The organism is Cupriavidus sp. GW823-FHT07B10 (genome assembly GCF_058794355.1).
Window position 1 is genome coordinate 35,283 of record NZ_JBXAGS010000010.1, and the last position, 25,488, is coordinate 60,770.

The window sequence follows — 25,488 nt, forward strand, 5'->3', positions numbered from 1 at the left end:
CATGCGCTTTGCCACCCGCGACGGGCTTCGCCTTCACTATGAACTTAACGGTCCGGCCGGCGCGCCGGTGCTGGCCCTGTCCAACTCGCTGGGCACCACCCTGTCGATGTGGGACCCGCAGATGCCGGCGCTGCTGGAGCGCTTCCGCGTGCTGCGCTACGACACGCGCGGCCATGGCGCCTCCGGCGTGCCGGCAGCGCCGTTCGGCATGGCCGAGCTCGGGGCCGACGTGCTGGCGGTGATGGACCATGCCGGTGTCGAGCACGCCCACTTCTGCGGCCTGTCGATGGGCGGCATGACCGGCATCTGGCTGGCACGCCACCATCCCGAACGCTTCGGCCGCTTCGTGCTGGCCAATACCGCGGCGCTGATCGGCCCGGCGTCCGGCTGGAACACGCGCATCGAGCGCGTCAGCAACGAGGGCATGGCGGCAATCGCCGGGGGCGTGCTGGCCCGCTGGTTCACGCCGGCGGCGCTGGCCGGCGATCCGGCGCACATCGCGCCCGTGCTCGCCATGCTCGCATCCACGGATGCCGATGGCTATATCGCCAACTGCGCCGCCGTGCGCGACGCCGACCTGCGCGGCCTGCTGCCAGGCATCCGCTCGCGCGTGCTGGTGATCGCGGGCGTGCAGGATGCCGCCACCACGCCGGAACAGGGCCGCGAGCTGGCGCAAGGCATTGCCGGCGCCGAATACCTCGCGCTCAACGCCGCGCATTTGTCCAACTGGGAGTTGCCCGAGGCGTTTTCGCACGCGGTGATCCACTTCCTGTCACAGGCGTGATGCCATACATCCTTACCGGAGCCGACATGACCCAGCCCTGCATCATCTCCGTCGCCATCACCGGCTCGCTGCCGCGCAAGCGTGACAACCCTGCCGTGCCGATCACTGTCAGCGAGCAGGTCGAATCCACCCAGGCCGCCTTCGAGGCGGGCGCCACGCTCGTCCACCTGCACGTGCGCAATGACGACGAGACGCCCTCCTCCGAGCCCGACCGCTTTGCCCGCGTGCTGGAGGGCATCCGCAAGCATGCGCCGGGCATCATCACGCAGGTCTCCACCGGCGGCCGCTCAGGCGCGGGAAGGGAGCGAGGGGGGATGCTGTCGCTGCGCCCGGACATGGCGTCGCTTGCCACCGGCTCGGTCAATTTCCCCACTCGCGTCTATGACAATCCGCCAGACCTGGTGGACTGGCTCGCCGCGGAAATGAAGGCCTACGCCATCAAGCCCGAGATAGAGGCCTTCGACCTGTCGATGATCTTCCAGGCGGTGGCCATGCAACAGGCCGGCAAGATCGACGGCGCACTGCATATCCAGTTCGTGATGGGGATCAAGAATGCGATGCCGGTCGATCGCGAGGTGCTTGCCTTCTACGTGCACACCTTGCGGCGCCTGGCACCCGATGCGACCTGGACCGGCGCTGGCATCGGCCGGGACCAGCTGACGATGGCGCGCTGGTCGCTCGAACTGGGCGGCCATTGCCGCACCGGCCTGGAAGACAATGTGCGGCTTGACAAGCAGACACTGGCGCCCTCCAACGCCGCGCTGGTCAGCCAGGTAGCGGCCTTGTGCGAGGAATATGGGCGCCCCGTGGCGACAGTGGCCCAGGCGCGCGCGCTGCTGGGGCTGCCATCAATGGAAATCGACGGGCGTTCGCCCTGGTAGATTAAGGCCTATTCGAAGACGTGCAGGGCCGCCAGCAGGCGATCGCGTATGGCGGCGCATGAATCCGGCAAGGGTCCCTCGCAAGAACTAGATCAGTGGATTAGTGGACCGGCGCTTCAAGGCGCGCCGCACGTCAACCGTTGCCCGCCCTTCTCAATGCTGCGCCGACTTCTCCATAGAATGCGCGCAATTTCTCCACCTCGACGTCTACAGGCAGCAAGGCGGGCCACAACAACGCCACCATATCCCTGGCCGTCTTCTCGATATCCACTTGCCGCTGCCGGGCGATCGCGTCCCACAGGATGTGCTCCATCGGGCCGAGGATTGCCGAGCGCAGCAGGCTCAACGGCAGGTCATCCCGGATCTCGCCGTTGTCCCGCGCCCGCGCCAGCAAGTCCATCAACGGTGCCGTATAGCGGCGCTGCAGCGGTACGAACACCTCTCCCAACCCCGGCCCTTTTGCACGCCCCTCCGACAACACCAGCGCACACAAGCCCGTCCCCTGGATCAGGAACAACCTCAGGTGTGTCCTGACATAGAACTCCAGCTGCACCTTTGTGCTTTGCCCGTGCGGCATGCCTTGTTCCACGGTGCTGATGATCTCGTCATACCAGTCCTCGATCACGCGTGCGCATAGCTCGCGCTTGCCATGGAAGTAGGTGAACACCGTGCCCTCGGAGATGCCCAGGCGCTGGGCGATCTCGGTGGTCGTGGTCCGCTCATAGCCGAGCTCGGCGAATACCTCGCGGCTGACGCGCAGGATGTCCCGGATGCGTTGTTCCGCCTTGGCGCCCGCCGGCACACGGCGGGGCGATGTGACGTCTTCCATCTTGATTGAGTCCTTGCTTGCCCGAAGGCGAGATTATAGGGCCGGCTCAGCCCTGACTTGAGCTTTACTCAATTTTAGGTTGCCATTTCGATTGGCACGATGTATTTTTCGATCATCGCACCAACGGGTGTCAGGCGAGCCTCGAAGGAATAGCCAAAAATAAGCAACCGCGCCGCAAATATTCGGGAAAACCCGGAGACGCCACCCCAGAATCCATCGATACGCTGTTTATTGAGTAACACTCACAAATATCCAACGTGACGAACCACAACCGGGCTTTGGAGACAAGTATGACGATGCAGGCCGAGTCCTCTCCCACCATCCTGCCGATTGGCGGGCTTTCGCATGTGAGAGGGGACACCACCATTCCGCTGTCGGAACAGACCGTGCCGGAGTTGCTGGCGCAAACGGTGGCTCGCTATCCCGAGCGGAAAGCCGTTGCCTTTCGCGAGCAAGGGGTGCGCTGGAACTGGCGCGAATTCTCCGATGCCGTGGACGCACTGGCGGCAGGCCTGCACACGCTGGGGCTGGCCAGAGGCGACCGAGTCGGCATCTGGTCCCCCAACCGGGTCGAGTGGCTGGTCACCCAGTTCGCCACGGCGCGGCTGGGGCTGGTGCTGGTGAACATCAATCCCGCCTACCGCCTGTCCGAGCTGGAGTACGCGCTGAACAAGGTGGGCGTCAAGGCGATCGTCGCGGCGGAAGCCTTCAAGACCTCACGGTACCTGGAGATGCTCCAGGTACTCGCCCCCGAACTGGCCACCTGCGCGCCGGGCGAACTGCAGGCGGCGCGGCTGCCGGCACTGCGCTGCGTCATCCGCATGGGCGACGACCATACACCCGGGATGCTCCGCTATGCCGACGTGATTGCGCGCGGCACAGGCGTGGCTCGGTCGACGCTGGATGCCATCACGGCACAGCTGGACCGCCATGACCCGATCAACGTGCAGTTCACCAGCGGCACTACCGGTGCGCCCAAGGGCGCCACGCTGACCCATCGCAATATCGTCAACAACGCACGCTTCATTGCCATGGCGATGCGTTTCTCCGAGCAGGACAAGCTCTGCATCCCGGTGCCCTTCTATCACTGCTTCGGCATGGTCCTGGCGGTGCTGGCCTGCGTGTCCTCCGGCGCGGCAATGGTGTTCCCCGGCCAGGCCTTCGAGCCGGAAGCCACCATGCAGGCAGTCAGCGAAGAACGCTGCACGGCATTGCATGGCGTGCCGACCATGTTCATTGCCCAGCTCGATCACCCGAACTTCGCGAGCTACGACTTCTCTTCCCTGCGCACCGGCATCATGGCGGGGTCACCCTGCCCGATCGAAACCATGAAGCGCGTGGTGTCGCAGATGCATATGTCCGAGGTGACGATTGCCTACGGCATGACGGAAACTAGCCCGGTCTCCTTCCAGAGCAGCACCACCGATCCGCTGGACAAGCGCACGACCACGGTGGGCCGCATCCAGCCGCACCTCGAAGTCAGGATCGTGGATGCGACAGGTGCCACGGTTCCCGTAGGAGAAACCGGCGAGCTGTGTACCCGCGGCTATTCGGTGATGCTGGGCTACTGGGATGACGAGGCGCGTACCGCCGAAGCCATTCGCGACGGCTGGATGCACACCGGCGACCTCGCCACCATCGACGCGGAAGGCTACTGCAATATCGTCGGCCGCGTGAAGGACATGCTGATTCGTGGCGGCGAGAACATCTACCCGCGCGAGATCGAGGAGTTCCTGTTCCGCCATCCGAAGGTCCAGGCGGTCCAGGTGTTCGGCGTTCCCGACCAGAAGTACGGCGAGGAGGTCTGCGCGTGGATCGTGCTCAAGCCCGGCGCGAGCGCCACGGAGGACGAGATCCGCGATTTCTGCCGCGACCAGATCGCGCACTACAAGATCCCGCGCTACATCCGCTTTGTCGACGAGATGCCCATGACCATCACCGGCAAGGTACAGAAATTCGTGATGCGCGAGCGCATGACGCAGGACCTGAAACTCAGCGAATCCAGGATGGCCTGACGCGCTGGCGCCGGTGCACGGCGCCAGCCAATCCCCCCGCTCCCACAGACAACACCAGAGACAACACCGCTATGAACACCCTCCCCGGCCTCAAGTTCGACCTCGGCGAAGACATCGAAATGCTGCGCGATTCCGTGCGCGCCTGGGCTCAGGCCGAACTGGCCCCGCGCGCCGCCGAGATTGACCGCACCGACCAGTTCCCGATGGACGCCTGGAAGAAGATGGGCGACCTGGGCGTGCTGGGCATCACCGTGGCCGAGGAATACGGCGGTGCCAACATGGGCTACCTGGCGCACATGATCGCGATGGAAGAAATCAGCCGCGCCTCGGCGTCGGTCGGCCTGTCGTACGGCGCGCATTCCAACCTGTGCGTGAACCAGATCCACCGCAACGGCACGCCGGCGCAGAAGGCGAAGTACCTGCCCAAGCTGGTCTCGGGCGAATGGATCGGCGCGCTGGCCATGAGCGAGCCCAATGCCGGCTCCGACGTGGTCAGCATGAAGCTGCGCGCCGAGTTCAAGGGCGACCGCTACGTGCTCAACGGCACCAAGATGTGGATCACCAACGGCCCGGACTGCGACGTGCTGGTGGTCTATGCCAAGACCGAGCCTGAGCTGGGCGCGCGCGGCATGACTGCCTTTATCGTCGAAAAGGGCATGAAGGGCTTCTCGGTGGCGCAGAAGCTGGACAAGCTGGGCATGCGCGGCTCGCACACCGGCGAACTGGTATTCCAGGACGTGGAAGTGCCGGTCGAGAACATCCTTGGCGCCGAGAACGGCGGCGCCAAGGTGCTGATGAGCGGGCTGGACTACGAGCGCGCGGTGCTGTCCGGCGGCCCGGTCGGGATCATGCAGGCGTGCATGGACGTGGTCACGCCGTATATCCACGACCGCAAGCAGTTCGGCCAGAGCATCGGCGAATTCCAGCTGATCCAGGGCAAGGTGGCCGATATGTACACCACGCTGCAGGCCGCGCGCAGCTATCTGTATACGGTCGGCAAGAACCTGGACGCGCTGGGCAGCGGCCACGTGCGCCAGGTGCGCAAGGACTGCGCCGCGGTGATCCTGTACACCGCCGAGAAGGCCACCTGGATGGCGGGCGAGACCGTGCAGATCCTGGGCGGCAACGGCTATATCAACGAATACCCGGCCGGCCGCCTGTGGCGCGATGCCAAGCTGTACGAGATCGGCGCCGGCACCTCGGAGATCCGCCGCATGCTGATCGGCCGCGAGCTGTTCGCGGAAACCATGTAAGCGCGCCTACCTTCGCCATCTGCCGACCGACAGCACCATCTCGCGGCACACCCAGAAGCACGATATGCCAATCATCGAAACCAAACTGAACGCCCGCTCCGAGTCCTTCAAGGCCAACGCCGAAGCCATGCAGGCCCTGGTAGCCGACCTGGAGGCCAGGATCGCGAAGCTCGCCGAAGGCGGCGGCAAGGACGCGCGCGACAAGCACCTGTCGCGCGGCAAGCTGCTGCCGCGCGACCGCGTGCAGCAACTGCTGGATCCGGGCACCCCGTTCCTGGAGCTGTCGCAGCTTGCTGCGTACGAAATGTACGACGATGCCGCGCCTGGCGCCGGCATCATCACCGGCATCGGCCGCGTGGCCGGGCAGGAGTGCGTGATCGTCTGCAATGACGCCACCGTCAAGGGCGGCACCTACTACCCGATGACGGTCAAGAAGCATGTGCGCGCGCAGGAGATCGCCGAGCAGAACAACCTGCCCTGCATCTACCTGGTCGATTCCGGCGGCGCCAACCTGCCCAACCAGGACGACGTGTTCCCCGACCGCGACCACTTCGGCCGCATCTTCTACAACCAGGCCAACCTGTCCAAGCAGGGCATCCCGCAGATCGCGGTGGTGATGGGCTCGTGCACCGCCGGCGGCGCCTACGTGCCGGCGATGAGCGACGAGTCCATCATCGTCAAGAACCAGGGCACCATCTTCCTGGGCGGCCCGCCGCTGGTGAAGGCCGCCACCGGCGAGGAGGTCAGCGCCGAAGACCTGGGCGGCGCCGACGTGCATACGCGCCTGTCGGGCGTGGCCGACTACTTTGCGCAGAACGACCATCATGCGCTGAGCCTGGCGCGCAATATCGTGCAGCACCTGAACCGCCGCAAGCCGGACCAGATCCGCCTGCACGAGCCGGTCGAACCGCTCTACCCGGTGCAAGAACTGTACGGCGTGATCCCGACCGACACGCGCAAGCCCTACGACGTGCGCGAGGTGATCGCGCGCCTGGTCGACGGCTCCGAGTTCGACGAGTTCAAGGCGCGCTACGGCACCACGCTGGTGTGCGGCTTCGCGCGCATCTGGGGCTACCCCGTCGGCATCGTCGCCAACAACGGCATCCTGTTCTCCGAGTCCGCACTGAAGGGCGCGCACTTCATCGAGCTGTGCTGCCAGCGCAAGATCCCGCTGGTGTTCCTGCAGAACATCACTGGCTTCATGGTCGGGCGCAAGTACGAGAACGAAGGCATCGCGCGCAACGGCGCCAAGATGGTGACCGCGGTGGCCACCGCGCAGGTACCCAAATTCACGGTGATCATCGGCGGCTCGTTCGGCGCCGGCAACTACGGCATGTGCGGGCGCGCCTATTCGCCGCGCTTCCTGTGGATGTGGCCGAACGCGCGCATCTCGGTGATGGGCGGCGAGCAGGCCGCCAGCGTGCTGGCCACGGTGCGCCGCGACGGCATCGAGGGCAAGGGCGGCAAGTGGAGCGCGCAAGAGGAAGAGGCGTTCAAGCAGCCGATCCGCGACCAGTACGAGCACCAGGGCCATCCGTACTACGCCAGTGCGCGCCTGTGGGACGACGGCGTGATCGATCCCGCGCAGACCCGCACCGTGCTGGGCCTGGGACTGTCCGCGAGCCTGAATGCGCCGATCGAGGACATGAAGTTCGGCGTGTTCCGCATGTAATCACGACAAGGAAGACCGATGTTCAACAAGATCCTGATCGCCAACCGCGGGGAAATCGCCTGCCGCGTGGCCGCCACCTGCCGCCGGCTCGGCATCCGCACCGTCGCGGTGTACTCGGATGCCGACGCCGACGCGCGCCACGTCGCCTTCTGCGACGAGGCCGTGCATATCGGCGGCGCGGCCGCGCGCGACAGCTACCTGCGCGCGGACCACATCATCGAGATGGCGAAGGAGGCCGGCGCCCAGGCCATCCACCCCGGCTACGGCTTCCTGTCCGAGAACGAGGCCTTTGCCGAGGCCTGCGCCGCGGCGGGGCTGGTCTTCATCGGCCCGCCGGCGTCCGCCATCCACGCGATGGGCAGCAAGAGCGCGGCCAAGCAATTGATGGAGAAGGCCGCGGTGCCGCTGGTGCCCGGCTACCACGGCGAGGACCAGGGTCCGGCGCTGCTGCGCCGCGAGGCCGACCGCATCGGCTACCCGGTGCTGCTCAAGGCCAGCGCAGGCGGCGGCGGCAAGGGCATGCGCGTGGTCGAGTCGGGCGACGCCTTCGAGGCCGCGCTGGCCTCGGTCAAGCGCGAGGCCAGCGCCAGCTTTGGCGATGACAAGGTACTGGTGGAGAAGTACCTGACGCGCCCCCGCCATATCGAGATCCAGGTGTTTGCCGATACCCACGGCAACTGCGTCTACCTGTTCGAGCGCGACTGCTCGGTGCAGCGCCGCCACCAGAAGGTGCTGGAAGAAGCCCCCGCGCCGGGCATGACCGAGGCGCGTCGCCGCGCCATGGGCGAAGCGGCGGTGGCCGCGGCCAAGGCGGTGGGCTATGTCGGCGCCGGCACGGTCGAGTTCATCGCCAACCAGGACGGCTCGTTCTACTTCATGGAGATGAACACGCGCCTGCAGGTGGAGCACCCCGTTACCGAGATGATCACCGGGCAGGACCTGGTCGAATGGCAGCTGCGCGTCGCCGCCGGCGAAGCGCTGCCGCTCACGCAGGAGCAGCTGCGCATCGACGGCCATGCGCTGGAAGCACGCATCTACGCCGAGAACCCCGACAAACAGTTCCTGCCGTCCACCGGCACGCTGCGCTACCTGCGCACGCCGCCGGCGGTGCAGTTCATGCGCGGTGGTGATGTGCATGGCCCGGCCGGCATCCGCATCGACGCCGGCGTGCGCGAAGGCGACACCATCAGCCCCTTCTACGACCCGATGATCGCCAAGCTGATCGTCTGGGGCAAGGACCGCGACGAGGCGCTGGCGCGCATGCGCCAGGCGCTGGCGTCGTATCACGTGGTGGGGCTGTCGACCAACGTGGCCTTCCTGCAACGGCTGGTGTCGTCGCAGGCGTTCCGCACCGCCGATCTCGATACCGGCCTGATCGAGCGCAACGAAGCCACGCTGTTCCCGCCCGCCGCCCCGGTCGGCCTGGAAGTCATTGCGCTGGCGGTGGCGGCGCTGCTCGACCGCGAGACGCGCGAGCGCCGCGTCGACGCCGCCGACCAGCATTCGCCGTGGACCCATGGCGGCGCGTGGCGGCTGAACGGCGGCGTGTCGCGCACGCTGCGCTTCGGCTATGGCGAGCAGGTGCTGGAGGTGACGCTGAATACCGATGCACGCGGCAGCACGCTGATCTACGCGAACCAGGTTGTGTCCTTCGCCTGCAACTGCCAGGGAGATGAGATCCGCGTCGACCTCGGTACGCGCCACGCGCACGGCCAAGTGCATGCCGACGGCGAGGTGTTTCATGCCTTCCATGCCGGTGGTCACGTAAGCCTGACCTGGCTCGATCCACTGGCGCACGCTGGCGAGGCTGAAAGCGAAGACGGCAAGCTGACCGCGCCGATGCCCGGCAAGGTCATTGCCGTGATGGTCGAGGCGGGCAGCATCGTGACGCGCGGGGCCCCGCTGCTGGTGATGGAGGCCATGAAGATGGAGCACACCATCAGCGCACCGGTGGATGGTGTCGTCAGTGAAGTGCTCTATGGGGTTGGCGAGCAAGTGGCTGAAGGGTCGCAGCTCCTGGCGTTTGAAGCCTGATATCGTGGGGAGGTTTCCGGCAATGCAACCAGACAAAGTCAAGATCGTGGAAGTCGGTCCACGCGATGGCCTCCAGAACGAGAAGGCGTTAGTGCCGACCGAGATCAAGGTCGCATTGATCGACCAGCTGACCGAGGCAGGCGCCGGAGATAGAGCGATTGTCGGGGCAAAGACTGAAAGCCGATCAGCCCTTGCAGCGGGTGGCCACGGATCCATCCCCGGCGGCAGCACCATTGACAGTTCCAGGGTGTAACTAGCATCTGTACGGATGCGCACACCAATGAACGGCTGGGGGCTTGGGGCGCAATTGGCAACGGCAATGCGCTCCAAGCGCTCAGCCACTAGTCCGTTGTTCAGCACCGGATACCCTGGCAACCAACCAGCAATGCGAGTCCAGCCGCTTCGGCAAAGTTGGTCAAGCTCACAACCCCAAAATTGCGCAGCAGCTCGTAGCTGCTGATTCGCCGGTCGGCCCAGGCCATCACTAATAGGTTGTTGGCAGTGAATAGCTTGGCGCCGGGCACTACCAGCAGCAGCCCTAATGAAAACACCAGGCTAGCTACCAATCACGCAGCTGGTGGCGAACCCTAAACTTGGGTCGCTGGCAACCCGTACGGAATTCAGCGCTCCCCGCCCGATGAAAGCACCGGCCAGTATGCCCAAGCATCGCCATTTGCAGCAGCGGCAGGCGCGCCTTGGCCACCCGACGGCTTGCACCCGCTCGGCGTTTTCGCAACCTTCAAATGCCAGGCCACATGAGCCTAATAGTGCACCAGCGGCCCTGCCGCGACTTAGTTGGCAATCGAAAGTCATATTTTCAGCATTGATGCTAGGCAGCGCGAAAAACCGTGCTTGATTCGCGTCAACAACTCCTGGCAACCCGAGTCGGGAACCGAACCTTCGCGACTTGACCTACCGCGGCTACATAGAATGGCTACAGGGCGACGGCGTGAAGGGGGCTCGAGATGACCATCATGGAGAACATAGCGATTGCTATCTCGCGTGGGCCGTCATGGCGAGGTGAGCACACGGAAATGTGCGAGCACAAGGGCATCGGACATCCCGATAGCCTATGCGATGGGGCTGTCGAAGCTGCGGCTCGCGCCTTGTGCCGCGCATACTTCGAAGCCTATGGCGCAGTCCAGCACTTCAATCTGGACAAGGCGCTACTCATCGGCGGCATGAGCGCGCCAAAGTTCGGCGGTGGCAAAGTGCTGCGCTCAACGCGGTTGATAGTATCCGGCCCTGTTACCGAACTTCCGTCGGCCAAGGCCGAGCTAGTTGTCGAGCAGGCCATTCGTGAGTACCTGGCGACATCCTTGGGCGATATTGGCAATGACATCCGGATCGAGCCAATCCTCCGCCCCTCGGCCCCGAACCTCCGGCGCGTGACCAATGCAGCGTCTCTTTCGCTGTCCAATGACACATCCTTTGGCGTCGGCTATGCGCCACTCTCATCGCTTGAAAGAGCGGTGCTGTTGATTGCCGAGCTTCTGCGCTCACGTGCCGACAGGGGAATGTTTGAGGCGGCGGGCCTCGATTACAAGGTGATGGGGAGTCGGCTGGGTGCGCATCACCGTCTCACTCTTGCGCTGGCCTTTGTCGACCGATGCGTCCAAGGCGTCGATGAGTACTTCATCCTCAAGGGCCGGATTGGGTCGTATCTGGCCGAGCACATCGGCACCGACTGTGAGATTGCAATCAATACCCTCGATCGCCGGGATGCTTACGACGAAAGCGGGATTTACCTGACGGTCACTGGCTTAAGTGCTGAGCATGGTGATGACGGCCAGGTCGGCCGCGGAAACCGGGTCAATGGCCTGATTACCCCCTATCGGCCAATGTCGCTGGAGGCCGCAGCGGGCAAGAACCCGGCGTCACATGTCGGCAAGCTCTACAACGTGCTCGCCCACCGGTTAGCCTCTCATATTCAGGCAAGCGTGGATGGCGCGGATGAAGTCGTCGTCCGGCTTCTCTCCGGAATTGGACGCCCCATCGACCAGCCCCAACTGTTTGCCATTGATGTCGTGGCCGAGCGCGGCCTCTCGAGCGCCCAGGAGCAGCAAGTTCGTGAACTCGCGACGCTACAGCTGGCGCAGCTTCCTGCCTTGGTCAATGAGCTGGTCTATGGCACGGTAGCGGTCTTCTAGGCCCGGTGTATGGGGAGCAAAGCAACCTCGGCGCCGGCATCGGCTGGCCGAGCGGCTTCCCAGCCTTCAAACACATACGTCATGCGGCGTTCGACATTCATTCCTGAATCGGCACCCACCGCACCCCCGACCACCCATGAACGCTTGATTGAAATCAAGAAGCAAATCGACTGGTCACCCAGAATGAAAATGTAATTTATGCGCTGCAGCCCCTCTTAATAGCCCCAAGGAGAGGATGGAATGCCGACCAAGTCCACCACCCCTAATGGGGGGAGTTACGGCCTCACCGAAGCCCAGGCAGCTCCAACGGCCGCCGCAGGCCCGCCCGCCTCGCAGCAGCTCGTGCGTGACCCGGTCTGTGGCATGGAGATCTCCCCACGGGAGGCCGCTACCAGCACGGAGCTCGACCAGAAGCGATACTGGTTCTGCTCTCCACACTGTGAGCAGGTTTTCCTAGCCAACCCGGCGAAATATGTTCTTCACCCCGTTGATAGGCGTAGCTCGGCTGGGCCCTCCCGCAGTCCTAGCCCACCCGGCGTCGCTCCTATCCCTGCGGCGACGCCCGCGCTTGCTTCCCACGCCGCCAAGCAACTCGCCAAGGACCCTATTTGCGGAATGATGGTGGACAAGGCTACGGCCCTCTCCGCCGAGCGTGGCAACCGCAAGTACTACTTCTGCAGCGAGAGCTGCCTTCGGACCTTCGAGTCGCCAGAGAGCGAGTTGAAAGCCATGAAGACGCGCGTGACCATTGCGCTCACGGGCGTGCTCGCGCTGGCGGTGCTGCGGGCTGGCGCCTTCCTGGCACTGGCAGCCGGCGCGACGCTCGTGACTTGGGCCCCGATTCCCGCCTTGCCTTGGTTCACGTGGGGGATGTGGCTATTCCTTCTCGTCACGCCGGTCCAGTTCGTTGGCGGCTGGAGCTTCTACAAGGGCGCATGGAACGCCATCCGGACGCGCAATATCAATATGGACTTCCTCATCGCCCTGGGGACATCCGTCGCCTACTTCTACAGCGTAGTAGTGCTGTTCTTTCCGTCCTGGCTGCCCGTCAAGGTCGAAGAGCGAGACGTCTACTTTGAGGTGTCGGCGGTCATTATCGCCTTCGTGCTGCTGGGGAAATACATGGAGGAAATCATCAAGAAGAAATCCTCCGCCGCTGTTCGACGCCTGCTCGACCTGCGCCCCGCCGTCGCTCACGTGCTTCGCGACGGGACGGAGGTGGAAATCCCGGCTGAAAGCATCATGGTGGGCGAAGCGGTCGTTGTACGCCCCGGCGAGAAGATTCCCACTGATGGCAAGGTTATCGATGGCCAATCCAGTGTCGATGAATCGATGCTGACCGGCGAGTCGATGCCCGTGGAAAAGAAGCCTGGTGCCGCTGTCATTGGCGGCACGCTAAACCGCAGTGGCGCCTTCACCTTCCAGGCCACAAAAATCGGAGCGGACACCGCTCTCGCTCAGATTATCAGGATGGTCGAGGACGCCCAGGCCAGCACCGCGCAGATTCAGAGACTGGCGGACCAGGTCACCGGCTACTTCGTACCTGCGGTTGTTTCGGTCGCGATGCTGGCATTAGTGGGATGGACCGTCGCCGGTCATTTTCCGCAGGGACTGCTCGCATTCGTGGCTGTTCTGATTATCTCCTGCCCCTGCGCGCTAGGCGTCGCCACGCCAGCAGCGCTGATGGTCGGCGTCGGCAAGGGCGCGGACAACGGCATCCTGATACGCGGCGGTGAAGTGCTGGAGCGGGCCGAGAAGCTCACCGCGGTTGTCTTTGACAAGACCGGGACGATTACGCGCGGAGAGCCGACCTTGACCGATGTCATCCCCCTTTCTGGGCGAGAGAAATCTGACCTGCTGACTCTTGCTGCCGCTGTGGAAGCCGGGTCCGAGCACCCTTTGGGCGAAGCCATCGTGCGCGCCGTACAGTATCGCGCGCTCACCATTCCCAAGGCAGCCAGCATCAGCGCATTGTCTGGCATGGGCATTCAGGGCCTCGTCGACGGTCAGCAAGTCTGGCTGGGCAACCGGCGTCTCTTTGCACGCCAAGGCATCCCAATCGAATCGGCCGAATCTGTACTCGGGAAGCTCGAGGCCGATGGCAAGACAGCCATGCTGGTCGGCGCCGGCACACAATTGCTCGGCGTAGTGGCCGTGGCTGACACTGTGAAACCGGAAGCGAGCGAGGCAATCGCGGCATTGAAGGCGCGCGCCATCAAGGTTGTGCTACTGAGCGGTGACAACCGCCGCACCGCCGAGGCAATCGGCCGGCAGGTTGGCATTGAGCATGTCATTGCCGAGGTGATGCCGGAAGACAAGGTCGAGACCATTCACGCATTACAGAAGCAAGGGGAGGTCGTGGCCATGGTGGGAGACGGCGTCAATGACGCACCGGCGCTTGCCGCAGCGGACATCGGCATTGCCATCGGCTCAGGCTCGGATGTCGCGAAGGAAACTGGGAGCATCATCCTCATTCGCGATGATGTGCGTGACGTGGTTGCCGCCATTGAGCTGTCCCGCGCGACGATGCGCAAAATCAAACAGAACCTCTTCTGGGCGTTCATCTACAACACCATCGGCATCCCTATCGCCGCACTTGGACTCCTGAACCCCATCTTTGCCGCAGCAGCAATGGCACTGTCCTCATTGAGTGTGGTAGCCAACTCCGCATTGCTGAAGCGTGTACGACTTGGCTCCAGAATTGCCAGCCTGGAGGCGAGATGAAACACCCGGTGGCATGGATTTGCGCTGCCTTTGCAATGCTGCTCGCGGCAGCTATTGTCTACCGGTTTGGGCTGACACCGTTCACCATACTGGTTGGCCTACTCCTGCTGTCCTGTCCGGTCGTTGTGGTGTGGTTGAGTCTTCGCCTTTCGCGACAGTGCGAGCGCGATATACGAAACGCAGTTGAGCGTGAACGCCAAGACAAAGGTTGAAGAGAGGGTCTATGAACTGGTTATCACAGAGTCTCACTTGGCTCCTGCTTGGCGGAACGGCGAACAGTTTTTCAGCAAGACCAAGCGAGATACATACACCGACGTCATCGGCACCATGGCTGCTGCCAGGCGGTACGGCGTTCGCTTTATAGGAGGAAAACATGAACCACGACCACAACGGTCATGAGCGGCCTGGCGACGCACTGCGCACCGTGGCCAGGTCCAAGCTGGTCATGATTGGCTTTCTGCTGGTGATTGCCTACTTCCTATGGACTGAACACCGGGCACACGTCATTCAGTTCCTGCCATTTCTTCTGCTGGCCGCCTGCCCCTTAATGCACATCTTCATGCACGGTGGACATGGACATGGACACGGTCACGGACCGGATGACGCCACCAAGGACACGAACGCCAAAGGAGAGCGATGATGCAACCCGAAACACAATCCAGCTACGGTCTCTGGTCGCTGGTCATTATCAACTCAGCTGTCTTCATCATCTTCGCCTTCAGCTTCACCAAGCCGAAGACCCAGCGCGACTGGCGCTCGTTTGGCGCGTTCTCCGCGTTCATTGTGGCGCTCTTTACAGAGATGTATGGCATCCCCCTGAGTATCTATCTCCTGCTACCGTGGCTTTCGGCGAAGTTCCCGGGAATCAACTTCCTCTCGCATGATGCCGGTCATCTTCCGGAGATGATTTTCGGCTGGAGGGGCAACCCGCACCTGGGGCCATTTCACATCGCCAGCGACATCTTGATTTTTGGCGGCTTCATCATGCTGTCTTCCGCCTGGCGCATTCTGTACCTGGCCCAGCAGCAGCACCGCCTGGCGACCACGGGTCTCTATGCGCGCATGAGGCACCCCCAGTATGTCGCGTTCGTCCTGATTATGTTCGGCTTCCTGCTGCAGTGGCCGACGATAGTCACTCTGGTGATGTTCCCCATCCTGGTCTGGATGTATGTTCGGCTGGCCAAGTCGGAGGAGCAGGACGCACTGGCCGAGTTCGGGCAAGCATATGAGGAATATCGCCAAAAGACACCAGCGTTCATTCCGCATATCTCAGCCCGAGATGTTCCGCGGACGCGTCCTCATTGAATTCAACCGTCATCTTCCTTGCACCCGGAGGCTGCCATGAAACCCTTCAAGACTGGTTTGACGCTATCCGCCACGGTCGTGCTGTTCTACGTTCTATGCACGCTCGTCTGGATGGTTCTTCCTGAGCCCTTCATGAATTTCATGAACGCGCTCTTTCACGGGCTCGATTTCCGGCGCCTTCAGACCGGCGAATCAGTATCGTGGTGGTCCATCATCTATCCAGCCTTTGTGTTTGCGGTGTGGTTCTTCGCTGCCGGGGCATTCTTTGCATGGTTACACAACAGCCTTCAAGGAGAGACCTGATACCAAGAATGGCGATATGACTCCAAGTCCTTGCGCCACAGCTCTTTACGAGCTCGTGTCACCACTGGCATTGAGACTCTGCTCCCCAAGCCACAGGTCGAAGAGATGTTGCGCCAGGGAAAGGGAGACCACCCCTTCTCCACGCTTCGGGTCAGCCCCCAATCTGGTCCAGGACCTCGAAGCTGCCAATGCCTCGGCAACGCAAAGAGTACAGCGAGAGTACTGCGCAAATCATTGATGCAGAAGTGCGGACGATTCTGGGTGACGCCAGTCAGCGGGTGAAGCAAACATTGCTGGCAAACCGGCACAAGCCAGACGCGCTGGCAAAGCTACTGCTCGAACAGGAGGTCGTAGACCGACCTTCGCTGGAGCTGTTGCTCAACGAAAAAGTTATCCCGCTTTCACCTGGAAAGCCCCACCCTTTCCCACCCGATGCGCCCGACTCAAGGGAGGTGAACCATGAAAATGAAGACAAGTAGCAAGACGGCTCCATCCGAGGCAAGCGCCCTCTCCCATGACAGCTATGAGGAGAATCTCCACCTGCTTCAAATCGAGCTGGTCAAACTACAGAAGCACTTCATTTCCTGCAGCGACCGGATTCTGGTGATTTTTGAGGGAAGGGATGCGTCTGGGAAGGATGGGACCATCAAGCGCATTGTCGAACACCTCAGTCCGCGTGAAACGCGCGTCGTCGCACTGGGGAAGCCATCCGACCGTGACCGAGGCTCCTGGTACTTCCGCCGCTATGCGGCCGAGCTGCCTGCGGCCGGCGAGTTCACCCTTTTCAATCGCAGTTGGTACAACCGGGCCGGTGTGGAACATGTGATGGGCTTCTGCACCAAGGACGAGCATGAGGAGTTCATGGCAAGTGTCCCAGAGTTCGAACGGATGCTCGTGCGTTCCGGAATTCGTCTTATCAAGTACTACCTTGACATCAGCAAGGCCGAACAGAAGAAGCGCATCGAAGAGCGCCGCCGGGACCCGCTAAAGCAGTGGAAAGTCAGCCCCATTGACGAACAAGCGGTATCGCTTTGGAAGAAATACAGTAAGGCACGGAACGAGATGTTTGCTCGAACCAGCGACATCGTGCCATGGAACGTCGTGCGCGCCGACGACAAGCATGTCGCACGCCTCAGCGTCATCAAGGATCTACTGACCCGCCTTCACTATGCGCACAAGGACGCTGAGCTGATTCGCCCTAATCCGGAAGTTGTGTTTCCTTATGCAGAGGAACATCTTCTGAGCGGGGCGATTTCGAAGTGAGACGGTAGCGCAGCACGAACTTGTGACCTGCGAGGATGGATGAGATGAAGACCAGCATCATTGAAGTTGGAGGCCTGCTGTCCGTTCTGAGCAGGGGCGGAGGCTAATTGGGTCGCTGGCAGCACTACGGTGAAGTATGACGAAGCCGTAACAAGCCCGAGGGATGACCGGGCTGGGCATGGCGATGTTGCACCCCAATCTGAGCGCTGCGGTAGCCGACATCGCACACCCCAGTTGGCGGGCGTCCGCCATCGGCATCTACCGCTTCTGGCGCGACCTCGGGTATGGCATCGGCGCGCTCTGCCTGGGCGCAGCTGCGGCGCTCGGTGGCCGCGTCGAGAGTGCATTCCGGTTCGTCGCCATCGCAATGGGAACAACAATTGAAAACAACCTGCCTCAGATGACGTCCAGAGGGATTTTTAGATAGCGAACGCCATTCGCATCGGGCGGCGGCAACTCCCCGGCTCGTATATTGACTTGCACCGACGGCAGAAGCAGCGTGGGCATCGCCAGCGTCGCATCGCGCGCCCGGCGCATGGCCACGAACTGTTCCTCGCTCACGCCGTCATGCACGTGGATATTGCCTTCGCGCTGAGCGCGCACCGTCGTTTCCCATGCAGGCCCGCGCCCCTCGGGCGGATAGTCGTGACACATAAAGAGCCGTGTATTGCTCGGCAGGTCCAGCAGCTTGCGGATGGAGCGATACAACTCGTGTGCGTCGCCGCCCGGGAAGTCGCAGCGAGCCGTGCCGACGTCCGGCATGAACAGCGTATCGCCGACAAAGACCGCGTCCCCAATCTGGTAAGCCATGTCGGCGGGTGTATGCCCTGGCACATGAATCGCCCTGCCGGTCAGGCCGCCGATGGCAAACGTCGCTCCGTCGTCAAACAGGTGGTCGAACTGCGACCCGTCGAGCCGAAACTCAGGCTCCAGGTTAAAGAGCGTCTTGAAGACCCCCTGTACGTTGCGGATGTTCTGGCCTATTGCTGTCTGGCCACCCAGGTGTCGCTTCAGGTACGGCGCGGCAGACAGGTGGTCGGCATGCGCGTGCGTCTCGAGAATCCACTCGACTCTCAGTCCATGCGCGCGCACAAACGCAACAACCTTATCAGCACTTGCCGTCGATGTCCGACCCGCCTTGGGGTCGTAGTCCAGCACCGAGTCGATGATGGCGCACTCGGGGCGCCCCTCCTGAAAGACCACGTACGTCACAGTCCAGGTCGCAGGGTCGAAGAACGGCTGGATAGTCGGGTGCATGCTCGCCTCCTTGGATGCAGTACATTCTATTCACACACATTCTATTTTTCAATATAATATTAACAAGCAAAATGTAAACGACCTATGGACCAGCCCCACCCCGCCATCGACCTCGCCAGCATGCAAGCTGCTGCGGCGCAGGCCTGTACCCTGCTCAAGGTGCTTGCCAATCCGGACCGCCTGCTGCTGATGTGCCGCCTGTCCCAAGGCGAGCTGTCTGTCGGTGAGCTGGAGGAACAGCTCGGCATCCGGCAGCCGACGCTGTCTCAACAGCTCGGTGTGCTGCGCGAGAACAGCCTGGTGGCCACGCGCCGTGACGGCAAGAACATCTTCTATTCGGTGGCGAGCCCCCAGGCGCTTGCCGTCATGGCGGTCCTTTATGAACAGTTCTGTGCCAACCCCGATCAGGAGGCGACATGCTGATTGACCTCGCTAACTTCACGCCCGGCCTGTCACTGGTCGGCGGGCTCATCATCGGTGCGGCGGCCGCCGTGCTGCTGCTGTTCAACGGCCGCATTGCCGGCATCAGCGGCATCTTCGGCGGCCTGCTTAGCCTGCCTCGAAAGGACATGGCCTGGCGCCTGACCTTCCTCGCTGGCCTGGTTGGCGCTCCTGTGATTGCGAGCCTGCTCGGCAAGCCCGCCATTGCGGATATCCAGGCAAGCTGGGGCGAAATCCTGGCCGCCGGCTTCCTGGTCGGCCTTGGCACCCGCTACGCCAGCGGCTGCACCAGCGGCCATGGCGTGTGCGGCATCTCGCGCGGCTCCATCCGCTCGCTGGTCGCCACCCTCACCTTCATGGTGGCGGGATTCCTGACTGTCTTCGTGCAACGGCACCTGATTGGAGGCTGATATGACCGCCATGACTGCACTCGTCGCAGGCCTGCTATTTGGCATTGGCCTGATGGTCTCCGGCATGGCCAACCCGGCCAAGGTGCTGGGCTTTCTTGACCTTGCAGGAACCTGGGACCCGTCCCTCGCTTTTGTGATGGCCGGTGCCATTGCCATTGGCTCGCTCGCGTTCCTCATCGCCAAACACCGCAAACGCTCCTTCCTGGGGCTGCCTGTGCAACTGCCGGCCAGCACGGCCGTAACGCTGCGGCTGGTACTGGGCAGCGCCGCCTTCGGCGTCGGCTGGGGTCTGGCCGGCTTCTGCCCTGGTCCCGCGCTGGTTGCCCTGGGCGCTGGCTATCCGAAGGCCATTGGCTTTGTGGCAGCAATGGTGGCTGGCATGCTTGTGTTCGAGGTCGCGGAGCGCGCCAAATCAAGCATGCAACGGGCGTAAGCACGCCGGCACTGGCAGCGAAGTGCAGTTGGATAGAGGCGTGGCAGAGGAACAAACAATGCGCCGCAGGGCTGGCGCCGACGGGCGAAGTGGCGCTTTACACGGTTCCCGCTGACTTGCTGCCCTCATAGTCGATTTCCAGGTATTCCGCCGCCGGATTTGTTCCTGGCCAGACCGTTTCCTGGCAACCGGAGCATTGCTGCTGAGGGCATCCGCAAAATGGTCTGCGCAGATTGCTCCTGCGCAGACCAGCACATCGATGGGACTGAACACCCGGTACACCCATCGCTTCGTTGATCCCAATCAACTCAAATCCCTGACCGCCGCATACCTTGGACTAGGAACCATCATGTTTTCATAGGAGGATCTCCCATGTCCACCAACCATCGCCTCTCTACCCTTATCACTGCGGCCGCCGTGCTAGCGTGGGCGCCAGCAGCTTTCCCGGCGTCGCCGGCTACCGGCATTGAGCATGAGCAGCACCATCCTGAAAAGCGGCAAGATAAGGCTCCGGTCGTAACTCCCGGAGTTTCCAGCGATGCAAAGCTGGACGCCCAGGTTGCCCACCTGCGTGCCATCAGAGAGCGGCTTTCGCGTGCCAAAACGCCGGAGGAGCGTCAGGCCCTCTTGGCTGAACGCCATCAGGTCATGCAAGATGCAATGGCCATCATGCAAAAGGACATGATGAAAATGGGCGGCCCTGCTCGTATGGCTCCTGGCAAGAGAGTCGCCAAGGGAAACGCCCCATCAAATCAAATGCAGATGTGCCAAGACATGGCGGGTAGTCACATGGCGTTCATGCAGGAAATGATGCAGACGATGGCCAACGACCAAGGCATGGGCCCGGGCATGGGCATGGGTCCGGGCATGGGTCCGGGCATGGGTCCGGGCATGGGTCCGGGCATGGGGCCGGGGATGGGTCCGGGCATGGGTGGAAAGATGGCGCCAGGCGGATGATGGGTCTAGCCGTAAGGTTTGGCCCTCGTGCGGACTAATCCCGTCAGACCGCAAACCTGCCAGCCCCTTGCCGTCCGGCCGTCGCTCTTGCGACGGCAGTTCCGCTGCAGCAGCAGAATGGAGTGAGTGTCTGCAAAGCATTCGGCGTAGCGTCGCCGGTGCCGAAACGGTCCGTGGCTTTTTTCCGCCTTGCCGTCCTGAATGAAGCCGGTCGCGGCGTTCGCAATTACAATCGCCAGAATTACCCCGGCACATGGGGGCTTGATTCCGGACAACTGCGATGCCATCCCCAATCATGAGGCATGTCGCATCAGGCCACCCTTTCGTGGGGAATTTGCACGATTAGGCAAAAGCCCTTGCCGGGAGTGCTGTCGATGGTGAAGCTGCCACCCAGAAGGCGTGCCCGCTCCCGGATGCCAAGGAGTCCCAGCGATTTGCGTGGCCCGCTTGCGGAGGAGACCTTGTCCCAGCCCACCCCATTGTCTTGCACCCGCAACACAAGTTGGCCCTCTGACTGGGTGAGCTGAATATGCACGGTGGTCGCGTCGGCATGCCGGACGACATTGCTCAATGCCTCCTGGACAATGCGGAACATGGCGATTGCCGTCTGCGCGGGGACGTCAGCCTCGGCACCGTCCACGCTCACCGCCAATCCGTACCGGTTGGCAAAATCATCGGCCAACCACTCAATGGCAGGAATCATTCCCAACTCGTCCAGCAAGGCCGGCCGTAGGTCACTGGCAATGCGTCGGACCGAGGCAACAGTATTGTCGATGACGCCGTTTATGGCACCAATCTCGTCTAGCAGTCCTGCTGTGTCACGGCCCTCATCGACGTCCGCGCCGAGCATAGCCATGTCCATCTTAAGCGCGCTCAGGCGCTGGCCCAGGTCATCGTGCAGCTCGCGTGCAATGCGGCGCCTCTCCTCCTCGCGGGCAGCGAGTATCCCATCTGAAAGCTGTTGCAGTTCTTCCCGTGAGCGGCGCAGGGCCGCCTCCGCGCGTGCCCGCTCCGTGATATCACGCAGCATCACGGTATATAGCTTCGTGCCTTCGTGGGCCGTTTGCGAGATGGATGCTTCGATAGGGAATTCAGTGCCGTCACGACGCAGAGCGTAGAGTGCCCGTTGACGTCCCATCTGACGATCCGATACGCCCGTGATCCCAAACCGACGCACGTGCTCCTCATGAGCGGCCCGGTAGCGTTCGGGAATGAAGTCGCCGAGGGGGCGGCCAATCGCGAGTTCGGCGGGCCAGGCGAACAGCGTCTCCGCCATTGGATTGAACAGCACTACGCGTTGTTCATTGTCCACGGTGATGATCGCTTCCATGGAGGAGCGGATAATTCCCGCCAATCGCGCCTCGCTTTCCTTCACAAGCTGAAGGCTTCGGTGCAGGGCTTCCTCAGCACGCACGCGTTCGGTGATATCGCGCAGCATCACAGTGTATAACTTGGCCTCGCCGACAGAGATCTGTGAAATGGATGCTTCGATAGGGAACTCGCTTCCGTCCCGACGCATGGCGCACAGCGCCCGTTGGAGTCCCATCTCGCGGTCCGAAACGCCCGTGATCCCAAACCGGCGCACATGCTCTGCATGGGCGGCCCGAAAGCGGTGGGGAATGAAGTCGCTCAGGGAGCGCCCGATTGCGAGTTCGGCCGGCCAGGCGAATAGCGTTTCTGCCATGGGATTGAACAGTACGACGCGCTGGTCACTGTCCACGGTGATGATCGCTTCCATCGAAGATCGGATGATCCCCGCCAACTGGGCTTCGCTATCCGCCACGCGTTGGATATCACTACTCCCTGTAAGCTTCCTCAGCCGGTTCCAGTAAAGTCCCACGGCGAGTCCGATGCCCGCGCCCGTCAAGAGCACCAACGGCGCCAGGAACTGCCGATACCATTCGACGGTAGCCATCAAGAAGCATCCCCCCGCGAGGAGGAGAACGGCCGTCACACTGCCAATCGCCATGGCAAGGGAGTGAGAACGTTCGGACGAAGGCTGCACCTTGCCCGCGGGCGCCAAAGGGTTGCTCATGGAATGGACGATGATTGTCTGAGAGTGCTTCTCGCCCCCAAAATATATAGGGCGACACCGGCCAAAGCGCAATTTGAACCGAAAATGCGCCGTAATCGCCGCGTGCATCAAGGAGTGAGCGAATACGGCAGTACCGCCGACAGCCACTGCGGGTCCGCGCCGTGCCGAATCATCTCCGTGGCGCCGCGAACCGCGGCCCCTGCAGCCATCGACTATCTCCAGGGCTGGCTGGCGCGCCCTGCCTGCGGCCGAGGCTATTATCGGCCCGGTGCCTGTTGGACTAACATCACCATTACACAGTGCCTGATTCGGCGTGCAGCCGGGATTGCGCAGCCGCCAGCGCGGCAGGATCTGCGATCGCCTGAAGGCATCAGCGGGAGTATCCCAGCAACCGGCGCCAGTTACGCAGGGGATCGGGTTCGCCATGCACATCGGGTTTCGCAAGTTTGACCTCGGCTTGCTGCCAGTCGCGGCCGGCACGCTGGGCGCTGGCTTGCTGCTTTTTGCCTTCGGCGAAGCGGTCGCCGCGAGGCTCGCTTGGGCGGTTGGCGCGCTGGTCGTCGCCGGCGCGCTGATCGTCGCCATCGTGCGGTCGCTGCGCCGGAAGGAAGCGGGCGTCGATGTCCTGGCGCTGCTGGCGATCGGGCTGGCGCTGGCGCTTGGCGAATTCCTCGCGGCTGCCGTACTGGCCCTGATGATCGAGAGCGGCAGGGCCATTGAGAACTATGCGCAGGCCCGTTCCGAGCGGGAGATGTCCGCCCTGCTCAGCCGCGCCCCGCAGTCCGCCAACCGCTTCGAGGACGGAGAATGGCGCGCGGTTTCCCTCGATGTGGTCAGCCCGGGGGATCGCCTGTTGGTCCGGCATGGCGAAGTCGTACCCGTGGACGGCGCATTGCTGGGCCAGGCGACGCTGGACGAATCTGCCCTGACTGGCGAGTCGCTGCCACGGCAGCGACTCCCTGGCGAGACCGTGCGCAGCAGTGTGCTGAACGCCGGCACCCCGTTCGAGATGGTGGCAGCGACCACCGCGGCAGACAGCACCTTCGCCGGCATCGCCAGGCTGGTGCGCACCGCCCGCGCGGAGCGCCCGCCCGCGGCGCGGTTGGCCGACCGTTATGCACTGTGGCTGGTGCCTGTCACCCTGCTCGTCGCCGGGCTTGCCTGGCTTGCCAGTGGTGAACTCGCGCGGGCGCTGGCGGTGCTGGTGGTCGCCACCCCTTGTCCGTTGATCCTGGCCGTTCCGGTGGCGATTGTGTCCGGGGTGTCGCGTTGCGCCGGGCGCGGCGTGCTGGTCAAGGGCGGCGGCGCGCTTGAAAGGTTGTCGCAGGCGAGCATCCTCTTCTTCGACAAGACCGGGACGCTGACGGGCGGAAGGGCCCGCCTGGCGGCCATCGAGAGCGCGCCCGGATGGCCGGCGCCCGACGTGCTGCGCGTCGCCGCTTCGCTGTCCCAGGCCTCCGGGCATGTTGTCGCCGAAGCCATCACGACCGCGGCGCGCGAGCGAGGCCTGGCCCTGGACCTGCCGTCAGGCGTGACCGAGACCGCCGGTGCTGGCATTGCCGGGCGGGTTGGCGAGCACGTGGTGGCGGTGGGATCGCCCGCCTTTGCCGGCGGCGGCGATGCCGGGCCACCGTGGTGCCAGGCCATGTTGCAGCGCGCGGCCTTCGAAGGCGCCTCGGTCTCGCTGGTCACGGTCGACGGCGTGCTGGTTGGGGCACTGCAGTTCGTGGACCTGATTCGCATGGACACCCCGCGCGCGTTGCGCTTGCTGCGCAAGGCGGGCATACGGCGCCTGGCCATGCTCACGGGAGACCGGCTCGACGTCGCCGAGACCGTCGGCGCGATGCTGGGCGTGACCGAGGTCCATGCCAACCTCACCCCCTCGCAGAAGCTTGCCGCGATCGAGGCGGCGCGCCACGACGGCACTGTGCTGATGGTGGGCGACGGCGTGAACGATGCACCGGCGCTGGCCGCCGCGGACGTCGGCGTGGCCATGGGCGCACGAGGTGCCGCGGCATCGTCGGAAGCCGCGGATGTCGTGCTGCTGGTGGACCGGCTTGACCGGCTGGTGGACGCGGTGCGCATCGCCCGCCGGTCGCGCCGGCTGGCCGTGCAAAGCGCCATGGCCGGCATGGGCCTGTCGTTCGTCGCGATGGCGGTCGCCGCGTTCGGCTACCTGCCGCCACTGGCCGGCGCCATGCTGCAGGAGGTCATCGATGTGCTGGTCATTGCCAATGCGCTGCGCGCCCTGCGCGCCGACCCGTCGGTGCCGGCGGAACGCCTGTCCACGGCCGACGCCGAGCGCCTGAACCAGGAGCACGCCGCGCTGGCGCCGCTGATGGAACAGATCCGCAGCCTCGCGGACAGGTTGCCAGCCATGCCTGGCCACGCCGCGGGCACGGAACTGCGCCGCTTGTGCGCATCCCTCAGCGGAACACTTTTGCCCCACGAACAGCACGATGACGCGCAGCTCTATCCGCAACTCGCGCTGCTGGTCGGAGGCGAGGATCCGCTGGCGGCGATGAGCGCGATGCACCGCGAGATCTTCCGGGTGATCCGGCTACTGCAGCGGATGGCGGACGACTCACCGCCGGATGGGCCAGACGCCGGCAGGGTCAGGGAGTACCAGCGGCTGCTCTACGGGCTCGAGGCCGTATTGCGGCTGCACTGCGCGCAGGAGGACGAGCTGTTCCATGCGCTGCGCGAAGATGCGCCCACGGAGTGACGTTCTGCGCCGACGGT

The 25,488-nt window shown here is 63.4% G+C and carries 23 protein-coding genes and 2 pseudogenes; 20 read left to right on the forward strand and 5 right to left on the reverse strand.

What is annotated here, in order from left to right:
* Position 1 precedes the first annotated feature (1 nt).
* Positions 2-784, forward strand: coding sequence for a 3-oxoadipate enol-lactonase (gene pcaD / locus AC1Q6V_RS20665; RefSeq protein WP_011615432.1), 783 nt, complete (start codon positions 2-4; stop codon positions 782-784).
* 26 nt (positions 785-810) lie between these two features.
* A complete protein-coding gene (locus tag AC1Q6V_RS20670; RefSeq protein ID WP_010811730.1) occupies positions 811-1,665 on the forward strand; it encodes a 3-oxoadipate:acetyl-CoA acetyltransferase in 855 nt (284 codons plus the stop codon).
* Positions 1,666-1,798: 133 nt separating this feature from the next.
* Here the strand turns inward: AC1Q6V_RS20670 and AC1Q6V_RS20675 are convergent, their stop codons facing one another.
* Positions 1,799-2,494: a TetR/AcrR family transcriptional regulator gene (locus tag AC1Q6V_RS20675; RefSeq protein ID WP_010811729.1), complete on the reverse strand. Its 696-nt coding sequence runs from the start codon at positions 2,492-2,494 to the stop codon at positions 1,799-1,801.
* 74 nt (positions 2,495-2,568) lie between these two features.
* Positions 2,569-2,736, reverse strand: a complete 168-nt coding sequence (locus tag AC1Q6V_RS20680) for a hypothetical protein (RefSeq protein WP_454750962.1) — start codon at positions 2,734-2,736, stop codon at positions 2,569-2,571.
* A gap of 48 nt (positions 2,737-2,784) precedes the next feature.
* Here AC1Q6V_RS20680 and AC1Q6V_RS20685 point away from each other — a divergent pair, with 48 nt between their 5' ends.
* The 5 genes and pseudogenes from AC1Q6V_RS20685 to AC1Q6V_RS20705 form a co-directional block, all read left to right on the forward strand.
* Entirely contained in the window at positions 2,785-4,509 is a 1,725-nt protein-coding gene (locus AC1Q6V_RS20685; protein ID WP_454750963.1) for an AMP-binding protein, read from the forward strand.
* Between the two features lie 71 nt (positions 4,510-4,580).
* Positions 4,581-5,762 carry an isovaleryl-CoA dehydrogenase gene (locus tag AC1Q6V_RS20690; protein ID WP_492350770.1) on the forward strand — a complete coding sequence of 394 codons (1,182 nt, stop codon included), beginning with the start codon at positions 4,581-4,583 and terminating at the stop codon, positions 5,760-5,762.
* Between the two features lie 64 nt (positions 5,763-5,826).
* Complete coding sequence (locus tag AC1Q6V_RS20695) at positions 5,827-7,434, forward strand: carboxyl transferase domain-containing protein (RefSeq protein WP_492350771.1); 1,608 nt, start codon at positions 5,827-5,829, stop codon at positions 7,432-7,434.
* 18 nt (positions 7,435-7,452) lie between these two features.
* Positions 7,453-9,468 carry an acetyl/propionyl/methylcrotonyl-CoA carboxylase subunit alpha gene (locus AC1Q6V_RS20700; RefSeq protein WP_492297440.1) on the forward strand — a complete coding sequence of 672 codons (2,016 nt, stop codon included), beginning with the start codon at positions 7,453-7,455 and terminating at the stop codon, positions 9,466-9,468.
* A gap of 22 nt (positions 9,469-9,490) precedes the next feature.
* Positions 9,491-9,610 (forward strand): annotated as a pseudogene (locus AC1Q6V_RS20705) (hydroxymethylglutaryl-CoA lyase); the annotation flags it as partial.
* A 211-nt stretch (positions 9,611-9,821) separates the two neighbouring features.
* On the opposite strand, the gene AC1Q6V_RS20710 reads toward AC1Q6V_RS20705, so the two are convergent.
* Entirely contained in the window at positions 9,822-10,019 is a 198-nt protein-coding gene (locus AC1Q6V_RS20710; protein ID WP_354666099.1) for a formate/nitrite transporter family protein, read from the reverse strand.
* A gap of 414 nt (positions 10,020-10,433) precedes the next feature.
* On the opposite strand from AC1Q6V_RS20710, the gene AC1Q6V_RS20715 reads away from it, so the two are divergent.
* From AC1Q6V_RS20715 to AC1Q6V_RS20750, 8 genes and pseudogenes are all read left to right on the forward strand, one after another.
* The gene (locus tag AC1Q6V_RS20715; RefSeq protein WP_454750263.1) at positions 10,434-11,618 is read left to right on the forward strand and encodes a methionine adenosyltransferase; all 1,185 of its coding nucleotides are present in this window, start codon (positions 10,434-10,436) and stop codon (positions 11,616-11,618) included.
* A gap of 240 nt (positions 11,619-11,858) precedes the next feature.
* Positions 11,859-14,342 (forward strand): heavy metal translocating P-type ATPase, encoded by a 2,484-nt coding sequence (locus tag AC1Q6V_RS20720; RefSeq protein WP_492316398.1) that lies wholly within the window; start codon positions 11,859-11,861, stop codon positions 14,340-14,342.
* 373 nt (positions 14,343-14,715) lie between these two features.
* Positions 14,716-14,982 (forward strand): DUF2933 domain-containing protein, encoded by a 267-nt coding sequence (locus AC1Q6V_RS20725; protein WP_058698034.1) that lies wholly within the window; start codon positions 14,716-14,718, stop codon positions 14,980-14,982.
* Positions 14,982-15,647, forward strand: coding sequence for a methyltransferase family protein (locus AC1Q6V_RS20730; protein ID WP_058698033.1), 666 nt, complete (start codon positions 14,982-14,984; stop codon positions 15,645-15,647). The genes AC1Q6V_RS20725 and AC1Q6V_RS20730 overlap by 1 nt, the downstream gene beginning before the upstream one ends.
* Before the next feature lie 36 nt (positions 15,648-15,683).
* Positions 15,684-15,950, forward strand: coding sequence for a DUF5676 family membrane protein (locus AC1Q6V_RS20735; RefSeq protein WP_010809982.1), 267 nt, complete (start codon positions 15,684-15,686; stop codon positions 15,948-15,950).
* A gap of 188 nt (positions 15,951-16,138) precedes the next feature.
* A complete protein-coding gene (locus tag AC1Q6V_RS20740; protein ID WP_454750521.1) occupies positions 16,139-16,429 on the forward strand; it encodes a hypothetical protein in 291 nt (96 codons plus the stop codon).
* Positions 16,416-17,213, forward strand: coding sequence for a polyphosphate kinase 2 (gene ppk2, locus AC1Q6V_RS20745; RefSeq protein WP_011615440.1), 798 nt, complete (start codon positions 16,416-16,418; stop codon positions 17,211-17,213). Before AC1Q6V_RS20740 ends, ppk2 begins: the two co-directional genes overlap by 14 nt.
* 163 nt (positions 17,214-17,376) lie before the next feature.
* Positions 17,377-17,583 (forward strand): annotated as a pseudogene (locus AC1Q6V_RS20750) (MFS transporter); the annotation flags it as partial.
* 26 nt (positions 17,584-17,609) lie between these two features.
* On the opposite strand, the gene AC1Q6V_RS20755 reads toward AC1Q6V_RS20750, so the two are convergent.
* Positions 17,610-18,470: an MBL fold metallo-hydrolase gene (locus AC1Q6V_RS20755; protein ID WP_010809980.1), complete on the reverse strand. Its 861-nt coding sequence runs from the start codon at positions 18,468-18,470 to the stop codon at positions 17,610-17,612.
* 84 nt (positions 18,471-18,554) lie between these two features.
* On the opposite strand from AC1Q6V_RS20755, the gene AC1Q6V_RS20760 reads away from it, so the two are divergent.
* The 4 genes from AC1Q6V_RS20760 to AC1Q6V_RS20775 all read left to right on the forward strand — a co-directional run bounded on the left by AC1Q6V_RS20760 (position 18,555) and on the right by AC1Q6V_RS20775 (position 20,711).
* On the forward strand, positions 18,555-18,893 hold the full coding sequence (locus tag AC1Q6V_RS20760) for an ArsR/SmtB family transcription factor (protein WP_010809979.1): 339 nt from the start codon (positions 18,555-18,557) through the stop codon (positions 18,891-18,893).
* The gene (locus AC1Q6V_RS20765; RefSeq protein ID WP_010809978.1) at positions 18,887-19,321 is read left to right on the forward strand and encodes a YeeE/YedE family protein; all 435 of its coding nucleotides are present in this window, start codon (positions 18,887-18,889) and stop codon (positions 19,319-19,321) included. The genes AC1Q6V_RS20760 and AC1Q6V_RS20765 overlap by 7 nt, the downstream gene beginning before the upstream one ends.
* A gap of 1 nt (position 19,322) precedes the next feature.
* Entirely contained in the window at positions 19,323-19,754 is a 432-nt protein-coding gene (locus tag AC1Q6V_RS20770; RefSeq protein ID WP_010809977.1) for a DUF6691 family protein, read from the forward strand.
* Positions 19,755-20,126: 372 nt separating this feature from the next.
* A complete protein-coding gene (locus tag AC1Q6V_RS20775) occupies positions 20,127-20,711 on the forward strand; it encodes a hypothetical protein (protein ID WP_439670595.1) in 585 nt (194 codons plus the stop codon).
* Positions 20,712-21,021: 310 nt separating this feature from the next.
* On the opposite strand, the gene AC1Q6V_RS20780 is transcribed toward AC1Q6V_RS20775, so the two are convergent.
* Positions 21,022-22,626, reverse strand: coding sequence for a PAS domain-containing sensor histidine kinase (locus tag AC1Q6V_RS20780; RefSeq protein WP_058698037.1), 1,605 nt, complete (start codon positions 22,624-22,626; stop codon positions 21,022-21,024).
* 544 nt (positions 22,627-23,170) lie between these two features.
* Between AC1Q6V_RS20780 and AC1Q6V_RS20785 the strand changes: the two genes are divergently transcribed.
* Positions 23,171-25,471: a heavy metal translocating P-type ATPase gene (locus tag AC1Q6V_RS20785; protein WP_454750945.1), complete on the forward strand. Its 2,301-nt coding sequence runs from the start codon at positions 23,171-23,173 to the stop codon at positions 25,469-25,471.
* Positions 25,472-25,488: the final 17 nt, after the last annotated feature.